Annotated in this window: 22 protein-coding genes and 1 pseudogene; 15 read left to right on the top strand and 8 right to left on the bottom strand. The window is 72.4% G+C overall.

Features of this window, described 5'->3' with window-relative positions:
* The first annotated feature begins 7 nt into the window (after positions 1–7).
* From QQM39_RS03720 to QQM39_RS03705, 4 genes are all read left to right on the top strand, one after another.
* Positions 8–1,237 (top strand): acyl-CoA dehydrogenase family protein, encoded by a 1,230-nt coding sequence (locus QQM39_RS03720; protein WP_301995166.1) that lies wholly within the window; start codon positions 8–10, stop codon positions 1,235–1,237.
* A gap of 51 nt (positions 1,238–1,288) precedes the next feature.
* Positions 1,289–1,747, top strand: a complete 459-nt coding sequence (locus QQM39_RS03715; RefSeq protein WP_301995165.1) for an Rrf2 family transcriptional regulator — start codon at positions 1,289–1,291, stop codon at positions 1,745–1,747.
* A gap of 114 nt (positions 1,748–1,861) precedes the next feature.
* Positions 1,862–2,017, top strand: a complete 156-nt coding sequence (locus tag QQM39_RS03710) for a putative leader peptide (RefSeq protein ID WP_301995164.1) — start codon at positions 1,862–1,864, stop codon at positions 2,015–2,017.
* A 100-nt stretch (positions 2,018–2,117) separates the two neighbouring features.
* Positions 2,118–3,014, top strand: coding sequence for a glutathione S-transferase C-terminal domain-containing protein (locus QQM39_RS03705; protein ID WP_301995163.1), 897 nt, complete (start codon positions 2,118–2,120; stop codon positions 3,012–3,014).
* Here QQM39_RS03705 and QQM39_RS03700 read toward each other — a convergent pair.
* Both QQM39_RS03700 and QQM39_RS03695 read right to left on the bottom strand, forming a co-directional pair.
* On the bottom strand, positions 2,962–3,702 hold the full coding sequence (locus tag QQM39_RS03700; protein WP_301995162.1) for a class I SAM-dependent methyltransferase: 741 nt from the start codon (positions 3,700–3,702) through the stop codon (positions 2,962–2,964). The two genes, QQM39_RS03705 and QQM39_RS03700, sit on opposite strands and share 53 nt — an antisense overlap.
* Before the next feature lie 171 nt (positions 3,703–3,873).
* Positions 3,874–4,206 carry a hypothetical protein gene (locus QQM39_RS03695; protein ID WP_301995161.1) on the bottom strand — a complete coding sequence of 111 codons (333 nt, stop codon included), beginning with the start codon at positions 4,204–4,206 and terminating at the stop codon, positions 3,874–3,876.
* A 235-nt stretch (positions 4,207–4,441) separates the two neighbouring features.
* Here QQM39_RS03695 and QQM39_RS03690 point away from each other — a divergent pair, with 235 nt between their 5' ends.
* Together QQM39_RS03690 and QQM39_RS03685 are read left to right on the top strand one after the other, a co-directional pair.
* The gene (locus QQM39_RS03690) at positions 4,442–4,846 is read left to right on the top strand and encodes a WYL domain-containing protein (RefSeq protein ID WP_301995160.1); all 405 of its coding nucleotides are present in this window, start codon (positions 4,442–4,444) and stop codon (positions 4,844–4,846) included.
* 8 nt (positions 4,847–4,854) lie between these two features.
* The gene (locus QQM39_RS03685) at positions 4,855–5,295 is read left to right on the top strand and encodes a GNAT family N-acetyltransferase (RefSeq protein ID WP_301995159.1); all 441 of its coding nucleotides are present in this window, start codon (positions 4,855–4,857) and stop codon (positions 5,293–5,295) included.
* Positions 5,296–5,434: 139 nt separating this feature from the next.
* On the opposite strand, the gene QQM39_RS03680 is transcribed toward QQM39_RS03685, so the two are convergent.
* The gene (locus tag QQM39_RS03680) at positions 5,435–6,520 is read right to left on the bottom strand and encodes a M12 family metallopeptidase (protein ID WP_302003466.1); all 1,086 of its coding nucleotides are present in this window, start codon (positions 6,518–6,520) and stop codon (positions 5,435–5,437) included.
* Positions 6,521–6,618: 98 nt separating this feature from the next.
* Between QQM39_RS03680 and QQM39_RS03675 the strand changes: the two genes are divergently transcribed.
* On the top strand, positions 6,619–8,424 hold the full coding sequence (locus QQM39_RS03675) for a helix-turn-helix transcriptional regulator (protein ID WP_301995158.1): 1,806 nt from the start codon (positions 6,619–6,621) through the stop codon (positions 8,422–8,424).
* 171 nt (positions 8,425–8,595) lie between these two features.
* On the opposite strand, the gene QQM39_RS03670 is transcribed toward QQM39_RS03675, so the two are convergent.
* Complete coding sequence (locus QQM39_RS03670) at positions 8,596–11,163, bottom strand: CHAT domain-containing tetratricopeptide repeat protein (protein ID WP_302003465.1); 2,568 nt, start codon at positions 11,161–11,163, stop codon at positions 8,596–8,598.
* 148 nt (positions 11,164–11,311) lie between these two features.
* On the opposite strand from QQM39_RS03670, the gene QQM39_RS03665 reads away from it, so the two are divergent.
* From QQM39_RS03665 to QQM39_RS03655, 3 genes are read left to right on the top strand one after another with little or no spacing between them, the layout of a single operon-like run.
* A complete protein-coding gene (locus tag QQM39_RS03665) occupies positions 11,312–12,748 on the top strand; it encodes a S8/S53 family peptidase (RefSeq protein ID WP_301995156.1) in 1,437 nt (478 codons plus the stop codon).
* 59 nt (positions 12,749–12,807) lie between these two features.
* The gene (locus tag QQM39_RS03660) at positions 12,808–13,383 is read left to right on the top strand and encodes an RNA polymerase sigma factor (protein WP_301995155.1); all 576 of its coding nucleotides are present in this window, start codon (positions 12,808–12,810) and stop codon (positions 13,381–13,383) included.
* Positions 13,380–13,883 (top strand): hypothetical protein, encoded by a 504-nt coding sequence (locus QQM39_RS03655; protein ID WP_301995154.1) that lies wholly within the window; start codon positions 13,380–13,382, stop codon positions 13,881–13,883. The genes QQM39_RS03660 and QQM39_RS03655 overlap by 4 nt, the downstream gene beginning before the upstream one ends.
* A gap of 9 nt (positions 13,884–13,892) precedes the next feature.
* Here the strand turns inward: QQM39_RS03655 and QQM39_RS03650 are convergent, their stop codons facing one another.
* A complete protein-coding gene (locus QQM39_RS03650; protein ID WP_301995153.1) occupies positions 13,893–14,690 on the bottom strand; it encodes an N-formylglutamate amidohydrolase in 798 nt (265 codons plus the stop codon).
* Between the two features lie 48 nt (positions 14,691–14,738).
* Between QQM39_RS03650 and QQM39_RS03645 the strand changes: the two genes are divergently transcribed.
* The 3 genes from QQM39_RS03645 to QQM39_RS03635 are packed head-to-tail and all read left to right on the top strand — an operon-like array spanning position 14,739 to position 15,971.
* Positions 14,739–14,861: a hypothetical protein gene (locus tag QQM39_RS03645; RefSeq protein WP_301995152.1), complete on the top strand. Its 123-nt coding sequence runs from the start codon at positions 14,739–14,741 to the stop codon at positions 14,859–14,861.
* Between the two features lie 5 nt (positions 14,862–14,866).
* The gene (locus tag QQM39_RS03640) at positions 14,867–15,199 is read left to right on the top strand and encodes a crosslink repair DNA glycosylase YcaQ family protein (protein ID WP_301995151.1); all 333 of its coding nucleotides are present in this window, start codon (positions 14,867–14,869) and stop codon (positions 15,197–15,199) included.
* A 16-nt stretch (positions 15,200–15,215) separates the two neighbouring features.
* Complete coding sequence (locus QQM39_RS03635) at positions 15,216–15,971, top strand: crosslink repair DNA glycosylase YcaQ family protein (protein ID WP_301995150.1); 756 nt, start codon at positions 15,216–15,218, stop codon at positions 15,969–15,971.
* Between the two features lie 377 nt (positions 15,972–16,348).
* On the opposite strand, the gene QQM39_RS03630 is transcribed toward QQM39_RS03635, so the two are convergent.
* On the bottom strand, positions 16,349–18,568 hold the full coding sequence (locus tag QQM39_RS03630; protein WP_301995149.1) for an NADP-dependent isocitrate dehydrogenase: 2,220 nt from the start codon (positions 18,566–18,568) through the stop codon (positions 16,349–16,351).
* Between the two features lie 233 nt (positions 18,569–18,801).
* Here QQM39_RS03630 and QQM39_RS03625 point away from each other — a divergent pair, with 233 nt between their 5' ends.
* Positions 18,802–20,367 carry a M1 family metallopeptidase gene (locus QQM39_RS03625; protein WP_301995148.1) on the top strand — a complete coding sequence of 522 codons (1,566 nt, stop codon included), beginning with the start codon at positions 18,802–18,804 and terminating at the stop codon, positions 20,365–20,367.
* A gap of 15 nt (positions 20,368–20,382) precedes the next feature.
* Here the strand turns inward: QQM39_RS03625 and QQM39_RS03620 are convergent, their stop codons facing one another.
* Positions 20,383–21,477, bottom strand: coding sequence for a mechanosensitive ion channel family protein (locus tag QQM39_RS03620; protein ID WP_301995147.1), 1,095 nt, complete (start codon positions 21,475–21,477; stop codon positions 20,383–20,385).
* A gap of 340 nt (positions 21,478–21,817) precedes the next feature.
* Here QQM39_RS03620 and QQM39_RS03615 point away from each other — a divergent pair.
* Positions 21,818–21,963, top strand: a pseudogene (locus QQM39_RS03615) (oxidoreductase); the annotation flags it as partial.
* A 46-nt stretch (positions 21,964–22,009) separates the two neighbouring features.
* Here the strand turns inward: QQM39_RS03615 and QQM39_RS03610 are convergent.
* Positions 22,010–22,975 (bottom strand): flippase-like domain-containing protein, encoded by a 966-nt coding sequence (locus tag QQM39_RS03610; protein ID WP_301995146.1) that lies wholly within the window; start codon positions 22,973–22,975, stop codon positions 22,010–22,012.
* Positions 22,976–23,109: the final 134 nt, after the last annotated feature.

Genomic DNA, 23,109 nt, shown 5'->3' with positions numbered 1-23,109 from the left:
GTCCGCCATGACAAGCGCACCCCCGGCCGACGCGGCGACCGCAGCGGGAGCCGAGCCGGCCGACTGGCCGCACACGGCCCGTGAGTTGGCGGAGGACCTGGCCACGGACGCGGTCGAGCGCGAGCAGGCCGGCAAGCCACCGCTCGACGAGGTCGCGCGGCTGCGCGAATCGGGGCTGCTGACGCTGCTGGTGCCGGCCGCGCACGGCGGAGGCGGTGCGGGCTGGCGCACCGCCTACACGGTCGTGCGGACCCTCTCCGCGGCCGACGGGTCCGTGGGCCACCTGCTGGGCAGTCACTACTTCCTGTCCTACTGCGCCCGGTTCTTCGCCGGCCCCGACCGTGCCGCACGCGTGGAGCGGGCGTTCACGGCGGGGCAGTGGTACTGGGGAGGCGGCATCGCCTCGCAGGAACCGCCTCTGATGCTGACCCCGACGGCCAACGGCTATGTGCTGGACGGCCATCAGAGGTACGGCTCCGGGGTCGGGGTCGCCGACCGGCTGGTGGTCCGTGCCGCCGTGCCCGGCACCGGCGAGCCCCTCGCCGTCCTCGTGGACCCCGCCCACCCGGGCCTCGTGAACGGCGCCGGCGGGGACACCTTCGGTCAGCGGCTGTCGGCCGCCGGCGGTGTGGGGTTCGACTCCGTGCCGGTCGGGGCCGACGATGTGCTCGGCTCCCTCTCCGCGGACGAGGGTGCCCTGTCGCCCTTCGCCGGCCTCGCCGCGCCGACCGCCCGGCTGGTCTCCGCCCAGTTCTGTCTCGGCGTCGCCGAGGGGCTGCTCGGTGAAGTCCGCGAGCACGGAAGGGCGGCGCGGTCCGCCTGGCAGCCGTTCTCCCCGCAGCCCTGGCCGGGCAGCCCGCCGCAGGACCCGTACGTGCTCACCGCGTACGGCGAGCTCGCCGTCGCCGCGCGTGCCGCGTCCGCCCTCGCCGACCAGGCGGTGGCCGCCCTGACCCACGGCCTCGCACGGGGCGAGGAACTCGACGACGAGGAGTGCGCCGAGATCGCCGTCCTCGCGAGCGCGGCCGAGGCCGCCGCCTCCCGGGCCGCGCAGGAGATCACCACCCGTGCCATGGACGCCGTAGGTGTGCCCGCCGCCTTCGCGCGGCACGGCCTGGACCGCTTCTGGCGCGACACCCGCACGCACACCCTGCGCGAGCCGGTAGCCCACCGACTGCGCGAGGTCGGGGACTACTTCCTCAACGGCGCACATCCTCCGTTCAGCCTCCCCGCCTGACCGAAGGGCCGACGGGCGAAGGCGGGCACGGCGGTGATGGATAATCTCAGCATGCGGATCTCGGCGAGAGCGGACTATGCGGTGCGGGCGGCGTTGGAACTGGCCGCGGCCGGTGACGACACCTCGCTCAAGGCCGAAGCGATCGCCGAGGCACAGGGCATCCCGCACAAGTTCCTGGAGGGCATCCTCGGCGACCTGCGCCGGGGCGGCCTCGTGGTCAGCCAGCGCGGCGGCAAGGGCGGCTACCGGCTCGCCCGGCCCGCCGACTCGATCCCCATCGCGGACGTGATCCGCGTGGCGGACGGGCCCCTGGTCTCGGTGCGCGGCGTACGCCCGCCCGACCTCTCCTACATCGGCCCCGCGGAGTCCCTGCTCCCGCTGTGGATCGCCGTACGCGCCAACGTCCGCAAGATCCTCGGCGAGGTCACCCTCGCCGACGTGGCCGCGGCCAAGCTGCCCGCCGACGTCCTGAGCCTCGCGGACGACCCCGAGGCCTGGACGAACCCCTGACCGGCGTCTCGACGAATTCCTGAGCCACGTCTCACTGCTCGGCGGCCCTCTTGACGTGGCTGGGATGGGGCCCGACACTCCAGTACGGGAATCCTAGTGAATTGGTAGGGAAACATGGGCCGCTCCGCGCCGGACCTCGGCAGTGACACGGTCCGTGTCGCCGTCCGGCCGCTGCCCCTGCTGACCTCCCGCCGCCACATCGACCTCGTGCGTGTGTGCGGTGCGGCGAGTCCCCCGCACGGTGAGGGCGCCATGCCCGCCCGCGCCTGAACCTCACCCCCCCACGCTCACCTGCCGCATCCCGGCCGCGCCGAAGCCGCCGCGCGCCCTCGCCGCCGTATGCCCGTGACCGAGCACCCCAGGGAGACGCATGTCCGCCCCATCCCCGACCGCCGTGCCGTCCTTCCGGAGCAGGATCGGCTGTGACGCGCGCAGCGGTTACTACGCCGCGCCCCGCCGCTACCGGCTCCACCTGTCCCTCTCGTGTCCTCGCGGTCTGCGCATCGCCGTCACGCACAGCCTGCTCGGCCTCGACGACGTCCTCCCGGTGACGCTGCTGCCCGCCGTGCCCGACGCCCCCGACGGGGGACACCAGGAGCTGCGCCCGCTGTACGAGGCCAGTTCGCACCAGCACCCCGGACCGGCCGTGGCCCCGGTGCTCAGCGACACCTGGACCGGAACGATCGTGAGCACGCACGCCCCCGACATCCTCCGAGACCTGGCCCGACGGTTCGGCGGCCACGGCCCGGACCTCTACCCGTACGGCGCCGAAGAGGCCGTCGAGAGCATCAGCCGCCTCTGCGAGCAGGGCATCACCGCGGCCGCGCAGCGCGCCGGACAGCCGGAGGGCGACCCGGCGTCACGCGACACCGCCCTCACCACCCTGCTGCACACCCTGGACGCACTGGAGCGGCGCACCGCCTCCCAGGAGTACCTGCTCGGCGACGAACCGACCCTCGCGGACGTCGAGTTGTGGGTGACGCTGGTGCAACTGGACGCCGTGCACCGCCATCACCTGGACGCCGCCGCGGTCACCCGCGTCACCGACCATCCGCACCTCTGGGCCTACGCCCGACGGCTCGCGGCGCACCCCGCTTTCGGCACCCACCTCGACCTGGACGGCATCGCCCGCAGGCACCACGCCCACTGCCGGGGCGAGGAGGCGGCGGGCGCGGCGGTGCGGATCGTGGACTGGGCGGCGTACGGACGCGGTGTCAGTCGGCCGGCTTCTCCCACACTGACACGTGCTTGCCGCTCTCGCTCGTGAACGGCTCGCGCGTCCAGTTCTCCCAACGGTCGCGCAGACGCAGCCCGGCGAGCCGGGCCATGAGGTCCAGCTCGGCCGGCCAGACGTACCGGAACGGGATGGACCAGTGCTCGGCGCGGCCGTCGGCGATGGTGACGTAGTGGGAGCTCGTGGCCTGGGTGGCGAGGTCGTACGTGTCGAACGCCCAACGCGTGTCGCTGATGTGGAACGGAACGGCGCTCTGCCCGGCGGGGAGCTTGCGTAGTTCGGGGACCATGACCTCGACGACGAAGCGGCCGCCGGGCGCCAGGTGCGCGGCGACGTTGCGGAAGCAGTCGACCTGGGCGTCCTGGGTCGTCAGGTTCATGAGCGTGTTGAAGACCAGGTAGGCGACCGAGAACGTCTTCTCCACCCTCGCCGTCGCGAAGTCCCCGATCGTCACGTCGATCGCGTCGCCGCCCGGCTTGGCGCGCAGCCGGTCCACCATGGCGCGGGACATGTCGATGCCGTGCACCGGTACACCGCGGCCGGCCAGCGGCAGCGCGATCCGGCCGGTGCCGACGCCGAGTTCGAGCGCCGGGCCGTCCCCGGCGAGTTCGGCCAACAGGTCCACCGTCGGGCCCACCACGTCGGGGCGGAACATGTCCGCCGCCGACTCGTCGTAGCCGGCCGCGATGTTCTCTCCGAAGTAGCCGTCGTCTCCGATCACGCCGAGACCGTACTGCCGGCTGCCGCCCCCGGGCGCGTGATTTTCCGCGGGCGGCCGATCCGGGTGCCGGCACCACCACGAGCGGGGGGTGGGACGACTGCTTTCGGCAGCTTCTCCACCTGGCTTCGTTACGTCAGGAAGCCAGCAGCTCCAAGGCAGTCCGAGGAGACGTCATGAGTGCCTTAAGCAGGAGGAACGTGTTGCGCGGCGGCCTGGTCGCCACGACGGCGGCTCAGGAGTGCCCACCGACCTCCCGTACGCGACCGCCTCGGCGACGAAATCGACGTACCAGCCGTTCTCGGGCTCCAGCACCGCCGCGAACGCCTCCGCGAGCCCCGTGACGGCGCCGTCGCTCTCCCACTCGACGAACGTCCACAGTCCGGGCTGGCCCTCGGCCGCACTCGCCGAGACGTCGACCCGGCTGACCTTGCGCAGCCGCAGGCCCCGCGGCTCGAAGTCGGTGCCGGGACGAAGGCTCTCGCCGATGAGGTATCCGGTGATCACTTGCTGTCTCCCTGAGGGTCATGGGGGTGCCTTTGGGCGACGCTGCGACCGTATGGCTTACATCCGTCAACTCGCCGACGAGCTGGAGGTGTCGGTCCGTACGGTCTGCCGGGACCTGGAGGCGCTCTTCGCCTGATGGACGGCCGGCGCAGTCCGCTGCTCGGAATCAGCGCCGCAGAGGCCACGGCCCTGCTCGCCGTCTCCGCGGGCGGCCCATTGGAGCGGCTGCATCGATATGCGGCTCGGCCGCGTGGCCCTCGGTGAGGCGCTGTCCCAGGCGCGGCTGAAGCTGGTGGCGTCGCTTCCCGCCTCGGGCCGGGCCGTCACGCAGGCCGCGGCCGCGCGCTTCCACATCGACAGCCAGGTCTGGTTCAGGCCGCCCGGACTCGTCCCGGATCTCGCCGAGTTGGTCGACGCCGTACGGGGGGAGCGCGGCGGTTGCGGCGTCGCCCGCGCGATGCGGGACCCGGAACCCGACCGGCACCGCCTGGTCCTGCACTTCGACTCCCCGACGGCCGTGACCCGCCGCCTGCTCGGCTTCGGTCCGGACGTGGAGGTTCTCGAACCGCCCGAGGTGCGAACGAGGTTGGCCGAGACGGCAGAGCGTACGGCGGCCCGTCAACGCCCACCCGTGTCATGATCAGGACTATGCCGCTCGAGATCGTCCCCGCCGATGTCACGGACCTCCACCAGGTGCTGGAGGACCACGGTCGCTACTGGGGCGAGCGCGACCTGCGCGCGCTCCATCATCCGGTGCTGGTAAGGGAGTTCGGCGCCACCTGTCTCGTCGCACGGGCCGAGGACGGCATCCGCGGATACGTCATCGGCTTCGTCACCCCCGACCACACCGGATACGTCCACCTCATCGCCACCCGGGACGACACCCGCGGCACCGGCCTGGGGCGCCGCCTCTACGCGGAGTTCACCGATGCGGCCCGGGGCCAGGGCGCGGTCCGACTCAAGGCGATCACCTCGGTCGGCAACAAGGGCTCCATCGCCTTCCACCGCAGGCTTGGCTTCCACGCGCGCGTGGAGGAGGACTACGACGGTCCCGGACGGCCGATGGTGGTCTTCGCACGGGAGCTGTAGCCGGCGCGACCGCCGGTCGGGAACGTCGGCGCGGCCGGGCGCACGTCGCCCTCCCCCGAAGGCGGCGTACGCCCGGCCGCTTCCCCCGGCGCCGGACTGTGGACTTGTCGCGTCAGTGCGCGTCAGCGAATCCGTGCTGTCACCAGCACATGACCGCTGTCTCCCCCGAACCCCAGTTGGCATAAAGACGTACACGGACGAAATAGCGGCGGCCCTTGACGAGGCGGGCCTTGACGGTGGCGTTGTGCGGTGTGCCGCCGTCGTCCTGGGCGGTGAGGTAGCGGGGCTCGCCGTCCCGCTCCTCGAAGAGCACCACGACGGTGTCGCTGTCGCCGAAGGCGCCCACGGTGTACTCGCGGGTCTCCGGCGGCTCGACGACGAAGTCGGCCTGCTCGGCCGGCCCGAGCCGCAGCGGCACCGAGCGGAACGGCACCAGCCCCTGCGGCCCCGGCGTCTCGGCCGGTGGGTACCAGCGCCGGACGAACTCCTTGTCGGTCTTGGACAGCACGCCCGGCGGGTTCAGGCCCGCGCGGAACTGCTCCGGCTCCAGGATCAGCCCGGCCGAGAAGGGGTACTCCATGATCGAGTGCGGGTCCCAGACGGAGCCGTTGACCTCGTGCGGATCGAGCTTGCGCAGGATGTTGAAGACCGTCTTGTCCCGGCTCCAGAAGTTCGGCGGGCCCGCCAGATCGGCGATCACGGCCTCGTCGTCCCAGTGGATGCCGGCGAACGGGCTCTGGTGCTCGTGCAGCATGCCGAGCGCGTGCCCGATCTCGTGCAGGGCCGTCGCGCGCTCCCCGGGCGCGGTCAGGTCCCAGCCGAAGTTCATCGTGCGGTCGTTGAGGCCCACCTGGAGCGCGTCCTTGCCCACGTTCGACCAGGAGCCGTCGCCCAGCTGGAACCCGATCCGCAGCTCGGCCTCCGACTGGTCGCGCACCTCCACGAAAGACAGCCCGATGCCCAGGCCCTGCCACTCCTGGAAGCACTCGCGCACGACGTCCTGCTGCTCCTTGCCGCCGACCCACGACACGCGCTGGGCCCTGCCGGTCGCCGGGTCCTGGATCACGGATCCGTCGGAGTCCCGGTCGAAGAAGTAGTAGTGCAGCACCGTGCTGTTGACCCACATCCGGCGTCCGCTGATGAGCGCACTGAGCCGCTCGGCGGCCAGCCCCGGTGCGAAGGCGGGCGCCGACTGCTGCGCGAGGGAGCAGTAGCGGGCGGTCATGCCGAACAGGTTGCCGTCGGCCCGCCGCGGGCGCTTGAGTCGAGGGCTACTCAAGTCCCCGTGTATCAAATGTGAGTCACCGCGCTCCTGTTGCCGTGATGACTTTCGAACGGGACGCGAAGACCCTGGAACTGCCCTGGCCGTTCACCGGCCGGGAGCACGAACTCGAACTGGTCCGTGGGTCCTTGACCGCAGGTCGGCACGGCATCGTGATCACGGGCCCGGCGGGCCGCGGCAAGACCCGGCTCGTCACCGAGACCGTGCGCGGCACCGACTGCGCCAGGGTGGCCGGCACCCCCGAGACCCGCCGGATCCGCTTCGCCGCCTTCGCGCACCTCGTACCCGAGACGGCCTCCCTGCACGGCGCTTTCCAGCACCTGTCCGGCGTACGGCTGCTCCTCGTCGACGACGCGCACCTGCTCGACGACGCCTCGGCCGCCCTCGTCCACCAGCTGGCCGTGCACGGACGTACCCGTCTCCTGGTCGTCACCACCGACGGCGCCCCCGCCCCGGGCGCGATCTCCCGGCTGTGGACCGGCGAACTCCTGCCCCGCCTCACCCTGGAGCCACTGCCCCGGGAAGAGACCGCTGAACTGCTGGCGGGCGGAGCCGGTGGAGGTCGCCCGGAGCCGCTCACCGTGAACCGGCTGCACCGCCTGTGCCAGGGGGACCTGCGGCTGCTGCGGGACCTGGTGGGCGCGGTACGCGAACGCGGGCTGCTCTCCCAGGTCGCCGACTCGGACGAGTGGGCGTGGCGCGGCCCGGTGCCGGTCACCGCGACCGTACGGGAACGCACGGCACACGTCCTCGACCGCACCTGCCCCGAAGAGCGCGAGACCCTCGAACGCCTCGCCTTCGCCGAGCCGTTGCCCCTGGACCTGGACGAACTCCCCCTTCGTGCCCTGGAGCACCTCGAGGCCGACTCCCTGGTCCACGTCGACGACCAGGGCGCTGTCCGCCTCGCCCACCCCCTGCACGGCCCGGTGCTGCGGGCCGCGGCCGGCAGGCTGCGGGCGAGGCGGCTGTCCCGTGCGCCGGAGCAGTGCGGCCCCGCTCTCGACGCCGAGCGGGCCGCGCTGACCCGCCGCATCGAGCGGGCGGACGTACGGGCGACGCCGACGCCCGTGGGGGAGTGGCTGGTCGCGGAGGGCGCGCCGCTGCCGGTCGGGTACGCGGCCGTACGCGCCCGGTTCGCGCGGCTGCGCGGGGAGCTGCGCGAAGCCGCCGCGTGGGCACGGGAGGGGCTGCGGGACGGCGCCGACGATCCGTCCTGCCGTCTTGAACTCGCTTTCGCCGCAGCGCAGTCGGGCGATGTCCCGGCCGCGCACAAGATCCTGGGTGGCCGCTCCCACGGGGGTGGGGCGGTCACCCGGCCCGCAACAGCCTGCGGGGGCGACGCCGAAGGGGTTGTCGCGGCGCTCACCGGCGATGCGTACGACGCCGTCCGCCTCGGCGCCCCCGAGCGTGCCGCGGGCCGCCTGACCGGGGTCTTCGCCGCACACGCCGACGCGCTCACCCGCGGCGACGGCCCCGCGCTCGACCAGGTGGCCGAAGAGCTGGAGCAGCGCGGCTTCCTGCTGTTCGCGGCGGAGGCGCGCGCCCAGGCCGTACGGACCCACCGCGACCCGCGCGCCGCCCGCACCGCACGCACGCGTGCCGTCGCCCTGGCCCGCCGTTGCCAGGGCGCTCGTACCCCGGCGCTGTCCGGGCTCGTGCTGGGCGAACTGACCACCAGGCAACGGCAGATCGTCACCCTGGCGGCCACGGGACTGAGCAACCGGCAGATCGCCGAGAAACTCACCCTGTCCGTCCGCACGGTCGGCAACCACCTCTACAGCGCCTACGCCCGCCTCGGCGCCGACGACCGCGGCGCCCTGCCGGGGCTGGTGGAACAACCGGCGTGAGCGACGGCGAAGAAGGGTGCTCCCTCGGCGCCGGGCCACGGCAGCGCCCCAAAGGGGCGCGGGGCTGGTCCATATGCGGCTCCGCCGCGCGGGCGCGACCAGCCACAATGAACCCGCAGACGACCACCGACACACAGCGGCACTCCCCATCACGGCCCAACCAGCGGAGCGTCACGCCGCCCCGAACGCCGAGAACGCCCACCCCGTCGCCTGGTGCAGCGCGTCGCCCGGCAATGCCGCCCGGGCGTCGCGCAGCGCCTCCGCCAGGGAGAGCCCCTCGCTCAGCCCCTTGTGCAGCGCGAGCATCAGCGGCACCACCGCGGCGTCGTTGACGGGTGCCGTGCATGCCACCACCCCCGCCGTGCCCAGCGGCAGCAGCGCGGTGACCAGGCCGAGCAGTTCGTCGGCGCCGACGGAGGCGAAGCGGGCGGTGTCGCAGCAGGAGAGGATGATCCGGTAGGGGCTGCGGTCCAGGCGTTCGAAGTCGTGCACGACGATCGGCCCGTCGGCCATCCGCAGCGACGAGAACAGGGGGCTGTCGGCGCGGAACGTGCCGTGGGCGGCGATATGGGCCAGCGCGGCGCCGTCGAGTTCCTCCAGTACGCGTGGCACGCGCGCGTCGGCGTGCTCCAGGACGACGGCGCCGCCGTATCGGCAGGCCAGATGGGGCACCTCCGCGCCGCCCGTCGCCAACCCCGGCCCCCGCACCAGCACATGACGCCCGCCCGGCGGCGGCTCGGTCTCCCGGGCGCGCAGCCAGCCGCTCGCGGACGGCGACACGCTGAGCACCCGCTCCCGCAGCGACGGCAGCAGCGCCCACGGCACACGGTGGAGACGGGCCGGCGGTACGACGACCACGGGGCCGTCGCCCAGATGCGCCGCGGCCGGACCGAGCAGCAGCTCCTCCAGCCGCCGCCCCGCCGCCTCCACCACCGGCAACCGCCCCTCCGCGCCCGGATGCGCCAGCCGCCGCAGGCCGGCCTGGACGTGCTCGGCCTCCGTCTCCGCCTCGGCCAGCAGCCCGGCCTCGTACCGGCGCACCCGCCCCTGCCCGCACAGCAGCACCTGAACCCGCCCGTCCAGCACGGCGAGTTCGACCAGCCGTACGTCGTCGCCCAGCCGCTGAAGCAGCCGGCCCGGGTCGAAGCGGTGGCCGTCGCCGGGTGTGTCGCCGCGCAGGTGCAGGGTCCGGGAACGTATCTCCCGCTCCAGGCGCCGCTGTTCACGCTCCAGCACCGGAACGGGACGGGCCTCACCACGGGCCTCCTCGGCGCGCGCCGCGATCTCCCGGAACGCGGTCAGGTCGCTCTGCAGCTCCGGGTCGGCGGGCGGCCGGGTCGGCGGCGTCGACAGCGCGGTGGCCCGCCAGCGCTCGCTCCACACCAGCAGCCGACGCGGGCTGCCGGAGTCGAGGCCGGCCTGCTGGGCCAGCATGGCGAGCTCGGCGCCCTGCGCGGTGGCGCGGGCCCTGAGCTCCGTGGCGCCCAGCGTCATCCGGTGGGCGTCGAGCACGTCCAGGCCGCGCCGACAGGCCTCCAGAACACCGCGCCCCGACCCGGCCGCCCGCGCCCGCAGCGCCTGTGCCGCCCAGCCCGTCATCCGCGCCAGCGGCGGCCCGCTGCGCCTGCTGCGGGCGGCGACCGCCAGATGCCGCTCGGCATCGGCCCGCCAGCCCAGGTCGAGCGCGATGCGGCCCGCGAGCAGCGAGGCCTCTGGCGCGGCCGGCGCGCCGAAGGAGGCCAGCCGTTCGGCGACCGCCGCCGTGTCGGCCACCAGCCGGCCCGAACTGCGCCCCGCGGCGACCCGAGCCTCGATCAGCACCAGCCGGGCGTGCGTCTCCCACCACATGCGCCGCTGCCCCGCGAACAGCCGTACGGCCATGTCGGCTCGCGCGATCGCCGTGTGCGCGTCGCCCGCCAGCCGGGCGGCACGCGCGGCGGCCAGCAGCAGCTCGGCCTTGCGGGTGGACTGGCCGCCGATGCCGTCGAGCACGGAGATCGCCGCGTCCGCCTCGGCCAGCGCCTCCGGGGCCAGCCCGGCCGCCATCAGCACCTCGCAGCGACGGATGTTCAGCATGAACGTCGGCGTGCCGAGCTTGGCGTACCGCTCCTCGGCCTCGTCGAGCAGCCGCAGCGCCGCCGGGATGTCGCCCGCCCGGAACGCGGCCAGTCCCCGGCTCTCCACCGCGTCGGCCTTGTCGTGCTCCTGGCCCGTGGTGTCCCACAGCGCCTCGGCCGCCGTGAAGTCGGCAGCCGCACGGTCCATCGCCCCGAGCGCCAGATGCACGGTCGCGCGCAGGGTGAGCGCCCGCGCCGTCCAGATGACGTCCTCCGCCTGCCGCAGCACGGGTATCGCCTTGCGTACGTCCTCCAGCGCCTCCCGGTGACGGCCCAGGACCCAGCGGGCGTAGGCCCGGCGGAACAGCACGCGCGCGCGGGTGTGTCCGCTGCCGCGCGCGACCCCACGCTCCAGCGCCGCCAGCCCCTGCTGCGTGCGCCCCGCGTGCACCAACGCGACCCCGAGCGCGGCCAACGCGTCCGCCTCCCGGTCGGCCGACTCCGCGCGTGCCGCGAGATCCCGGGCACGCCGAAGGTGATACAGGGCGATGCGCATGTCGCCCCAGTCCCGCTGCCAGATGCCGATCACCTGATGGGCGACGGAGGCGTGCCACGGCGACGGATCGGCGTCGAGCACTCCTTCCGCCCTCGCCAGCGCGTCGTTCGGGGCGGCGAACACCATCGGCAGCAGTTCGAGAACCGAGTCGCTTCCCGCTGTCACTCCACGGATGGTAGTTGCCCCGGAACCGTGCCACACAGGTTTGGCGCTGTATCAATCAGCGACCGCACGGCTCTGACTGACGACCGTCGCCTCAGCAGGAGGACACGCCATGGCACCACAGCGATTCCACGAGCAGTTCGAGCAGATCCAGCGCTCCATGCCCGACGTCCCCCTCGCGATGGGACCGGACGACTCCGGCGAGTTCATCTACGAGAAGGGCTACGTGCTGGTCCGCGACGGCGAGGACGCCCGCGTCGTGGAGGACACCGTGCGGGCGCACTTCACCGCCGACCCCGACCTGGTCCAGGACAACGTGCGCCGCGCGGGCCCGCGGACCAACCGCTCGGGCATCACCCGCATCCAGGTCGGCGACCCCGGCGAGGGCGACCGCAGCGGCGACCGCACCGTCGCGCGCGCCCTGCGCGCCCTGCGCGCGACGGAGGGACGGGCCGGACGGCGCCTCGTCAGCCGCAACCACCTCGTGGGGATCACCGGTCAGGTCAACTCCTGCCCCGGCGACGAACCCGCGCCCGCCCCGCTCGCCGACGGGACCAACCCCGCCCCGGCCGAGGGCGGCCACGACCCGGACACCGCCGTCGGCGTCCTCGTCATCGACACCGGCCTCATGCACGACTACCGCGCCTTCCCGCTGCTGGCCCACACCGAGGGCGACGCCCAGCTCCAGGAGTGCGACGGCCAGGGCATACTCCAGCAGTACGTCGGCCACGGCACCTTCATCGCCGGGCTCGTCGCCGCCGTCGCGCCCAACACGGACGTCACCGTCCGCAACACCCTCAACGACGCGGGCGCCATCCTGGAGTCCGAGTTCGGCGAGAAGCTCTTCGAAGCCGTCGACGCGGGCGGCTGGCCCGACATCCTCAGCCTCTCCGCCGGCACGGCCAACGGCCGCACCGACGGCCTGCTCGGCGTCGAGGCGTTCATGCAGGAGCTGCGCGGCCAGCGCACCCTGCTCGTCGCCGCGGCCGGCAACAACGGCAGCGCCACGCCCTTCTGGCCCGCCGCCTACGCCGACCAGCCCGACTACCAGGACGTCGTGCTGTCGGTCGGAGCGCTGCGCCAGGACGGCGAGTTCGGTGCCTGCTTCAGCAACCACGGCGGCTGGGTGCAGGTGTACGCGCCCGGCGAGCGGCTCACCAGCGTCCTCACCGGCTTCGACGCGCCCGTGCCGTACGTGTACCAGCACTCCACCTACGACGCCTGCCGGTACGGCTTCGGCTACTCCTGCACCTGCCAGTCCCCGCCCCACACCGGCGTGTTGAGCGAGCAGGGCGGCACCACCAAGCCCGACCAGGTGATGTTCGAGGGGCTCGCGCACTGGAGCGGCACCTCGTTCGCCACGCCCCTCGTCGCCGGCATGATCGCCGCCCACATGACGGCGCAGCAGGAGCGCGACCCGCGTGTCGCCCGGTACAAGATGCTCGCGGCGAACTCCGGGTTCGCGGAGGTGCGGGGGGCGCATGTGCCGGCACTTCGGCCCCCGACCTGGCGCCCTGGCTCCGTCACACCGCCGGCTCCTCGCTCATGAGGGTCGGAACCGTCCCCTCCGCGGCGTACGATGACTTGCCGTACACGAGGGGTGGGGCTGTGGACCGTGCAGATGTCGGTGCCTTGGTCCAGTCCGCCGTCGACGGTGACGCGGCGGCCTGGAAGGCGCTCGTGGAAGGGCTGAGCCCACTGGTGTGGTCCGTCGTGCGCGCGCACCGGCTGGGCGACGCCGACGCCCATGAGGTGTACCAGACCGTCTGGTTCCGCTTCGCCCAGCACCTGGGGCGCATCCGTGAACCCGAGAAGGCCGGATCGTGGCTCGCCAGCACCGCACGGCACGAGTGTCTGAAGGTGCTCAAGAGCTTGAGGCGACTGACCGTGACGAGCGATCCGCAGCTGCTCGACCGGGTCAGCGAGGACCGTACGCCCGAACAGTCGGTCCTGGACTCGGAGGAGGCGGCCGCCGAGACCGAACGCATCCGCTGGATGTGGCAGGAGTTCGAGGAACTCGGCGACCGCTGCCGCCAGTTGCTGCGCGTGCTGATGGCCTCGCCGCCGCCCAGCTACCAGGAGGTGTCCGCCGCACTGGGCATCGCCGTGGGCAGCATCGGGCCGCTGCGCCAGCGCTGTCTGCGCCGACTTCGGGCCCGACTCGACGCACGGGGAGCGCTGTGAACGACGACATGCACGACGAAGTGACGGGCGAGGAGCCCCTCGGTGAACGGCCCCTGGGCGACGACGGCTTCGGCGTCGAGCTGCTGGAGGAGGAGCTCCGCCAGGCCGCCGCCATCCTGGACCCCGTGCCGGCCCAACTGCGGCAGATCGCCGTCGAGGCCTTCGCACTGCACGATCTCGACGCCCGTATCGCCGAGTTGACGTTCGACTCGGTGGTGGACGCCATTCCGGTCAGGGGAGCGACGGACACGCCGAGGATGCTGACCTTCCGCGCCGGCGAGGTGACCGTGGACGTGGAGGTGGGCGCGCACGGTCTGCTGGGGCAGGTGCTGCCGCCGCAGCAGGCGCGGATCGAGGTGCTCGGCGGCCCGCAGTGGGCCACGCCGGTCGTGGCCGACGACATGGGCCGCTTCACCAGCGACGCGCCGCCGAGCGGCCCCTTCGCCCTGCGGCTGCGGACCGGCGGGGAAGTCGTGGTCACGGAGTGGCTGCGGGCCTGACCCACCGCGTCAGCGGGAGACGGTGTCCACCAGCGCCGCCAGCGCCTGCGTGAGCCGGGTGAGTCCGGGACCGGCCGGACCGCCCGGTTCCGCCATGTACGTGTCCCGGCGGATCTCGATCATCAGGGCGGTGACCCGGGGCTCCGCGCCGTAGAACTCCAGCGGGACGTACGTACCGCTGAACGGGCTGTCGAGCCCCGTCTCCCCGCACGGGGCGAACGCCTCCCGGGCCGCGGCGAGCAGTTCGGGCGGCGTGTGGAAGGAGTCGGTGCCCAGACAGACCGGCGGGCGCGGACCCTCGCCGTGCAGCTCGTAGGGGAGCCGGGCGGTCGGGTAGGAGTGGACGTCGATGATCACGGCACGCCCGGTGACGGCGAGGCGATCGGCCACCGCGTCCGTCATGGCCTTCGCGTACGGCCGGAAGTACCGCTCGACGAGGGGCTCGGGGTCCGTGTCGGCGGGCCGTAGATCCGCCAGACGCGTGGTCCGGGTGTAGACGGCGCCCATCCCCACGGCCAGCATCTCCTCCCGCTCGTCCGGGAACCGCTCCGGGTCGACGACCAGCCGCGACAGCCGGTTGACGAACCGCCACGGCATGACCTCCGACGCCCCGGCCGCCCCCTGAGCGAGCTCCGCGGTGTGCGCGTCGACGATGTGGTCCAACTCCCGCTCCAGCGCGGCGTCGTCCAGCACGATGTCCGCCCGCACCTCGGGCGGTATCTCCCGCGCCGAGTGCGGGACATGCAGGATCACCGGCGATCCCGCGGCGCCGGGGAGCAACTCGAACGACGGCGCGGCGGAGGTCATGACGGCTGCTCCAGGGGCGTTGTCAGTGGCGTGGTGCACCATCACAGCATGAACTTCAGCGACCAGCGGCCCGCCGACCTGGCTGCGTTGTACGTCCTGACCCGGGCAGCCACCGACGAGTTCAACGGCCTGCAGGATGACGACTTCGCCATCGCGACCCGGGACTGGTGACGCAGGTGACCGTGCATGAGCTCTCCCGTACCGAAGCCCGCCGCATCGCCGTGCGCGCACAGTTGCTGGACCGCTCCCGGCCGGCGGGGCTGCTCGATGCCGTACGGCGGCTGACCCTGCTGCAGATCGACCCGACCGCCGCCATCGCACCCAACGCCGATCTTGTCGCGTGGAGTCGGCTCGGGTCCGCCGGTTACTCACCGGCCGACCTGACCGCCGCCCTCGCCGACCGGACGCTGCTGGAGTTGCAGGCGATGATCCGGCCCGGTGAGGATCTCGCGCTGTACCGCGCCGAGATGGCCGAGTGGCCCGAGCGGGGCACCGTCCTCCTGGCGTGAGTACCACCGCACGTGGGTGGGCGCCAACGACGCCTGCCGCCGGGACATACTCGACCGGCTCCGCGCCGCGGGTCCGATGCCTTCCCGCGAGCTGCCCGACACCTGCGAACTGCCGTGGAAGTCGAGCGGGTGGACCAACAACCGCAATGTCACCAAGCTCCTGGAGCTGATGGTGCAGCGCGGAGAGGTCGCCGTGGCGGGACGCAGCGGCGGTGACCGGCTGTGGGACCTGGCCGAGCGGGTCCACCCCGACACGCCCGCGGTCCCCGTCGAGGAGGCACTGCGCATCCGGGACGAGCGACGGCTGCGGGCGTTGGGCATCGCCCGCGCGCGGGGCCCGGAGTGCCAGGTCGAGCCGGCCGACGCGGGGGAGGCCGGTGAGCCGGCCGTCGTCGAGGGCGTACGGGGCAAGTGGCGCGTGGATCCAGCCCAGTTGGGGCTGACCTTCGAGGGACGCGCGGCGCTGCTGTCACCCTTCGACCGGCTCGTGCACGACCGCAAGCGCACCGTAGAGCTGTTCGAGTACGACTACCAGCTGGAGATGTACAAGCCCGCCTCCGAGCGCCGCTGGGGGTACTTCGCGCTGCCGATCCTGTACGGCGACCGGCTCGTCGGAAAGCTCGACGCCACCGCCGACCGCAAGGACGGGGTGCTGCGTGTGCACGCGATCCACCAGGACGTGCCGTTCACCACGCCCATGAGCGCGGAGATCGACCGGGAGATCGCAGACCTGGCCCGCTGGCTGGAGCTGGAGCTCGTGCTGCCCGACTAGGTTCCGTCCGGAGGTTGTCAGGCGGCGCCACGGACGCCGGAGGCGACGAAAACGCCGGTGGAGCGGCGAGAAGCGAGTCTCGGGCTCACCGGCGATGCCGGCTTCCTTGAGGGCGGGTGCCAGCCGCTCGGCGAAGAATCGCTCGAAGTCCGCCTGGGCGTCCCAGACATCGGTGACGTGCAGCGCGCCCCCTTCGAACCAGGCCACGTGCAGGACGATGCCCTCCGGTTGCTGCTCCTCCCAGCGCACCGCGTTCCGGGCGCCCGCTCCCGGCGACCGCGCATCGGGATCCGCCGGACGACACGGCTCTGCCCCGGCAGGCGGTACGCCGGCCGGGGCAGAGAGGGATACCTGAGCGGGCCTGTCGGCCCCCCGAGTCAGCTCAGGGACGCGAGCGCCTCGTTCCAGGTGGCCGACGGGCGCATGACCGAGGCGGCCTTGGCCGGGTCGGGCTGGTAGTAGCCGCCGATCTCGGCCGGCTTGCCCTGGACGGCGTTCAGCTCCTCGACGATCTTCTGCTCGTTCGCGGTGAGCGTCTCGGCGAGCGGGGCGAAGGCCTTGGCCAGGTCCGCGTCGTCGGTCTGCGCCGCCAGCTCCTGCGCCCAGTACAGGGACAGGTAGAAGTGGCTGCCGCGGTTGTCGATGCCGCCGACGCGACGGGTCGGGGACTTGTCCTCGTTGAGGAAGGTCGCCGTGGCGCGGTCGAGAGTGTCGGCGAGGACCTTGGCCTTCGAGTTGCTGGTGGCCGTCGCGTACTGCTCCAGGGACGGCACCAGCGCGAAGAACTCACCGAGGGAGTCCCAGCGCAGGTAGTTCTCCTTGACCAGCTGCTGGACGTGCTTCGGCGCGGAGCCGCCGGCGCCCGTCTCGAACAGGCCGCCGCCCGCCATCAGCGGGACGACCGACAGCATCTTGGCGCTGGTGCCCAGCTCCAGGATCGGGAAGAGGTCGGTGAGGTAGTCACGCAGCACGTTGCCGGTCACCGAGATGGTGTTCTCGCCGCGGCGGATGCGCTCCACCGACAGCTTGGTGGCGTCGACCGGGGCGAGGATACGGATGTCCAGGCCCTCGGTGTCGTGCTCCGGCAGGTACGCGTTGACCTTGGCGATCAGGTTGGCGTCGTGGGCGCGGGTCTCGTCCAGCCAGAAGACGGCCGGGTCGCCGGTGGCGCGGGCGCGGGTGACGGCCAGCTTCACCCAGTCCTTGATCGGCGCGTCCTTGGTCTGGCAGGCACGGAAGATGTCGCCCTCGGCGACCGGCTGCTCGATGAGCACGTTGCCGGCCTGGTCGACCAGGCGGACCGTGCCGGCGGCCTTGATCTCGAAGGTCTTGTCGTGGGAGCCGTACTCCTCGGCCTTCTGCGCCATCAGACCGACGTTCGGGACCGAGCCCATGGTCGACGGGTCGTAGGCGCCGTTCGCGCGGCAGTCGTCGAGCACGGCCTGGTAGACACCGGCGTACGAGGAGTCCGGCAGCACCGCGAGGGTGTCGGCCTCCTGGCCGTCCGGGCCCCACATGTGGCCGGAGGTGCGGATCATGGCCGGCATCGAGGCGTCGACGATCACGTCGGACGGCACGTGCAGGTTGGTGATGCCCTTGTCGGAGTCGACCATGGCCAGCTCCGGGCCCTCGGCGATCTCCGCGTCGAAGGACGCCTTGATCTCGGCGCCGTTCGGCAGCGCGTCCAGGCCCTTGAGGATGCCGCCAAGACCGTCGTTCGGGGACTGACCGGCGCCGGCGAGGACCTCGCCGTACTTCGCGAACGTCTTCGGGAAGAAGGCGCGCACGACGTGGCCGAAGACGATCGGGTCGGAGACCTTCATCATCGTGGCCTTGAGGTGCACGGAGAACAGGACGCCCTCGGCCTTGGCCCTGGCCACCTGCGCGGTCAGGAACTCGCGCAGCGCGGCGACGCGCATCACGGAGGCGTCGACGACCTCACCGGCGAGGACCGGTACGGACTCGCGCAGGACGGTGGTGGTGCCGTCCTCGGCGACGTGCTCGATCTTCAGCGCGCCGGCCTCGGAGATCACGACGGACTTCTCGGTGGAGCGGAAGTCGTTCTGGCCCATGGTCGCCACGTTCGTCTTGGACTCGGGGGTCCAGGCGCCCATGCGGTGCGGGTGGTTCTTGGCGTAGTTCTTGACCGAGGCGGGGGCGCGACGGTCGGAGTTGCCCTCACGCAGGACCGGGTTCACGGCGGAACCCTTGATCTTGTCGTAGCGGGCCTGGATCTCCCGCTCCTCGTCGGTCTTCGGGTCGTCCGGGTAGTTCGGCAGTGCGTAGCCCTGGCCCTGCAGCTCGGCGATGGCGGCCTTGAGCTGCGGGATCGACGCCGAGATGTTCGGCAGCTTGATGATGTTGGCCGCGGGCGTCTTCGCGAGCTCACCGAGCTCGGCGAGGGCGTCCGGGATGCGCTGGTCCTCGGTCAGGTACTCCGGGAACACCGCGATGATGCGGCCGGCCAGCGAGATGTCCCGCGTCTCCACGGCGACACCCGCCTGCGAGGCGTATGCCTGGACCACCGGCAGGAAGGAATACGTCGCCAGGGCCGGGGCCTCGTCAGTGTGCGTATAGATGATGGTCGAGTCAGTCACCGGGTGCTCCGCTCCACGTCTGCAACATTGCTCGACATCAAGATATCTCGTGATCGACCTGTACTCGACAGGGGTCCGCTCACCGGCGCGGGATGGAGGCCGAGATCTCGGATCCGCGCAAACGGAGTTTTCGCCTCCGTGCAACCTGATCGCCCGTTCCCACAGTCATGCAGGGAGATCACCGATCCGGCGGCCGGTCCTGACCACCCGGCCCGCCCCAGCGAAAGCGGACCATGAGATATCGCACCCGAGTGACGGCCCCCGCGGCCGCCCTCATCGGAACCGCGGCGGCCCTGACCACCGCGCCCTCAGCCCACGCCACGCCGACGCGCACGGGGACGTCGGCCCCCAAGACCACCGGCAGCCCGGGCCCCGAGACCCTCGGCGACACCGTCTACCCGGCGCTCGGCAACGACGGCTACCGCGTCGCGGCCTACCACCTCGACTTCTCCTACGACGCCACGACCCGCCTGGTCGACGCCACCGCGACCCTGAAGATCCGCACCACCCAGGCCCTGACCCGCTTCTCCCTCGACTCCCTCGGTCTCGACATCCGCTCCGTCCGCGTCGGCGGCCGTACGGCGACGTTCGAGCAGGTGGACGAGAAGCTGCGCATAACGCCCGCACGAACCCTGCCCGCCAAGTGCGCGGTCACCGTCTGCGTCGAGTACTCGGCGGACCCGCGCCGTGCCCTGCCGCACACCGGCTGGGTCGACACGCTCGACGGGTTCGCGGTGGCCTGCCAGGCGAACTCGGCACACACGGTCTTCCCGTGCAACGACCACCCCTCCGACAAGGCCGACTTCACCTTCCGCCTCACCGTCCCCAGCGGTCTGCGCGGCGTGGCGAGCGGCCTCCTCGTGCGCACCGAGAGCCTGTCGGGCGGCCGTACGGCGTACACATACCGCTCGCGTGAGCCCATGGCGACGGAGCTGGTGCAGATCACGGTCGGCGACTACGTGGTGAAGGACCGGCAGGGCCCGCACGGGCTCCCCCTGCGGGACGTCGTCCCGGTCGCACGCGCCGAGGCGCTGGAGCCGGCGCTCGCGCTGACGCCGAAGCTGGTGGAATGGGTGGAGGCGCGGCTCGGGGCGTACCCCTTCGAGACGTACGGACTGCTGCCCTGCAACTCCGACGCCCCGGAGCCCTTCGGTTTCACGGGTCTGGAGACGCAGACCCTCACCATCTACCGGCCGAACTATCTCCTCCAGGAGGAGAAGAAGATCGGCTCGCACATGATGCACGAGCTGGTCCACTCCTACTTCGGCAACAGCGTCAGCCCCGCCACGTGGGCCGACCTCTGGCTGAACGAGGGCCACGCCGACTTCTACGGGCTGCTCTACCGCTACGAACGCGGCTGGCCGGACTCCCTGGGCATGACCACCCTGGAAGCCCGGATGAAGAACACCTACGCGCAGGGCGACCAGTGGCGCCACGACTGGGGGCCGGTCGCGGCGCCGAACGCGGTGAACCTGTTCGAGGGCCAGCGCTATCTGGGCGGCGTCCTCGTCCTGTACGCGCTGCGCAATCTCGTCGGCGAGGAGCCCTTCAACGCGCTTGAGCGCGCCTTCCTCGCCCGGTACCGCAACTCCTCGGCGTCGACGGAGGACTACATCGCCGTCGCCTCGGAGGTCACCGGCCAGGACCTGTCCGGGTTCCTTCGGGACTGGCTGTACGGCACGAAGACGCCGCGGATGCCGGGGCACCCGGACTGGACGGTCACCCCGGTGAACCCGGCGCTCGCCGCGCCGCGCCGCCGCAAGGGCGCCGACCGCCACGAGAGTTCGGCCACCCTGTAGCGACGTCCCGGTTCGTCAGTCGAGGCGGACGGAGGTCATCTCGTCCGCCTCTTCGGGGCCGCGCTGCTGCGGAATCGCCACCGTGCCCTGCTGGATCGCCACCGTCCGCGTGGGCGCCGGGATGCGGATGCCCTCCGCGCGGTAGCGCTTGTGCAGGCGCTTGATGAACTCGTGCTTGATCCGGTACTGGTCGCTGAACTCGCCGACGCCCAGGATGACCGTGAAGCCGATCCGGGAGTCGCCGAAGGTGTGGAAGCGGATGATCGGCTCGTGGTGCGGGAGGGCGCCCTCGACCTCGGTCATCACCTCGGCGATGATCTCGTTCGTCACCCGCTCGACGTGGTCCAGGTCGCTGTCGTAGGCGACGCCCACCTGGACCAGGATCGTCAACTCCTCCTCGGGACGCATGAAGTTGGTCATGTTCGTCTTCGCGAGCTCCCCGTTGGGGATCACGACCAGGTTGTTGGACAGGTTGCGGACCGTCGTCTGGCGCCAGTTGATGTCCTCGACATAGCCCTCCTCGCCACTGCTCAGCCGGATGTAGTCGCCGGGCTGGACGGTCTTGGAGGCGAGGATATGGATACCCGCGAAGAGGTTGGCGAGCGTGTCCTGCAGGGCGAGCGCGACCGCGAGACCGCCGACGCCCAGGGCGGTGAGCAGCGGCGCTATCGAGATGCCCAGCGTCTGCAGCACCACCAGGAAGCCGATGGCCAGGACCAGGATCCGGGTGATGTTGACGAAGATCGTGGCCGAGCCGGCGACGCCGGGGCGGGACTGGGTGACCGTCCGCATCAGCCCGGCGACCCCGCGGGCCGCCGCCAGCGTCACGATGAAGATGAGCAGCACGGTCAGGGTCTGGTTGACGTTGTGCTGGACCGTCCGGGTCAGCGGCAGCGCCGCGCCCGCGGAGGCCGCGCCGCCGAGGAACGCCGCCCACGGCACCACGGTCCGCAGCGTGTCCACGATGAGGTCGTCGCCGCTCCAGCGGGTGCGGTCGGCGTGCTTGCCGAGCCAGCGCAGCAGCATGCGCAGCAGGAAGGCCGCGAGCAGCCCCGCCGCCAGCGCGATCCCGGCGATGACCAGGTCGTCCACAGTGAGCGCTCGCGTCACCGGTCACCTCCGGGGAGGAATGCTGCGGCGAATCCCTTCGCCGACGGCCGGATGTGAAGTCTCGTCACGTTGTCACCTGCTCGATTTTCGCGATGTGCCGTCGTGCCGGCCACCCGTCCCCCGAGGACGGCACGAGGGCTCATCCTGCCGTATCGGGCACAGGTGTTCGTACCAGGATCGGCGGTCGGGCGGCGGCTTGGGACGGTTTCGGGCATTCTCCGCCGACACCGGGTGGGTGGAGGGGCACTTGCCGCCCGCGACCTGGGTACGCAGAGCGCCGCCTGGCGCCCGCGCACCCCGGCGGAGGGAGAGGTGCCATGACAGGTCCGGTGCTCGCGACGCCCTGGACGCCCGCCTCCGCCGCCTCCCCCTCCGGACCCGCACCACCGTCACCGAACTCCTCGGCCACGGCCGGCTGTCCGGCGTCCGCGTCCACCGCCGCGACGGCGTACGACCGTGCTCGCGGCCGACACGGTCGTCTTCACAGACCTGCGCACCTCCCCCCGGCGTGTGTGCCGCCTCGTCCCAGCCGTCAGATGACCTTCCACCGCACCAGCGCCCCCAGCGTCAACGCCCCCGGCACCAGCGGCAGCCACACCGTGATGATCCGGTAGGCCAGCACCACCGCCGTCGCCACCGCCACCGGGCCGCCCGCCGCCACCAGCGCCACGACCAGCGCGGCCTCGACCGAGCCGACCCCGCCCGGCGTGGGCACCAGGGCGACGGCGACGGTCGCCGCCAGATAGGCGAGCGCCATGTGCGCGGGCGGTACGTCCAGGCCCAGGGCGAGCCCGACCAGGACCAGGCCGGCCGCCTGCAGGGTGGGGAAGGCCAGCGAGCCGCCCCACAGGGCCAGCGCCCGGGACGGGCGGGTGTGCACCGAGCGCGCCTCGCCCAGCGCGGTGCGCAGGAAGGCGAGCACGGCGGTGCGCAGCCGGCGTACGAGTGCGAAGACGGCCACCGCCACGACGGCCACCGCGCCGATGGCCAGCGACAGCGGGCCCCACGCCCCCTCCGGGAGGAGCGGGCCGAGCCGCAGCGCGTCCGGGAAGGCGATCAACAGCGCGGCCAGCAGACCGACGCGGGCCACGCTCTCCGCGAGCAGATACAGCGCCAGCGCGGCCGAGGAGCGGGCGAGCGGCAGCCCGCACACCGTCATGAAGCGCAGGTTGACCGCGCTCGCGCCCAGGCCGGTGGGCAGCAGATGGTTGGCCGATCCCGCCGCGAACTGGGTGACGAGCAGGCGTAGCCTGGGCAGCCGGTCGATCACCGCACCCTGCCGGGTCACCGCCGCCGCGACCCAGGTCAGGCAGGTGGCGCAGGCCGCGGCGAGCAGCCACGGCCACTTGGCTGTCGCCAGATGACCGATGCCCTCGGCGAGCACGGACCGGTGCCGCACCGCGACCACGACGACGAGGACGACGGGGAGCAGGCACAGCAGTTGGCGGAGCGGGAGACGTCCGCGCAGGCGTCCCGCGGGGAGTCGTACGGCTGTCACATTCGCAGAGGCTCTCGGCGCTGCGACAACGCCGGGTTGCGGGAGCGAAGACGGCGGCTTACGGACCGGCTGCGGACGCCTGTCGGCCTTCGCGAAGCCGCCGATATTGACCTCAACACCGCTTGAGGTTCTAC

Origin of the sequence: Streptomyces sp. DT2A-34, from assembly GCF_030499515.1 — a bacterium.
In the GTDB taxonomy this organism is placed as follows: Bacteria; Actinomycetota; Actinomycetes; order Streptomycetales; family Streptomycetaceae; genus Streptomyces.
This window is presented reverse-complemented; position numbering and strand designations above follow the sequence as displayed.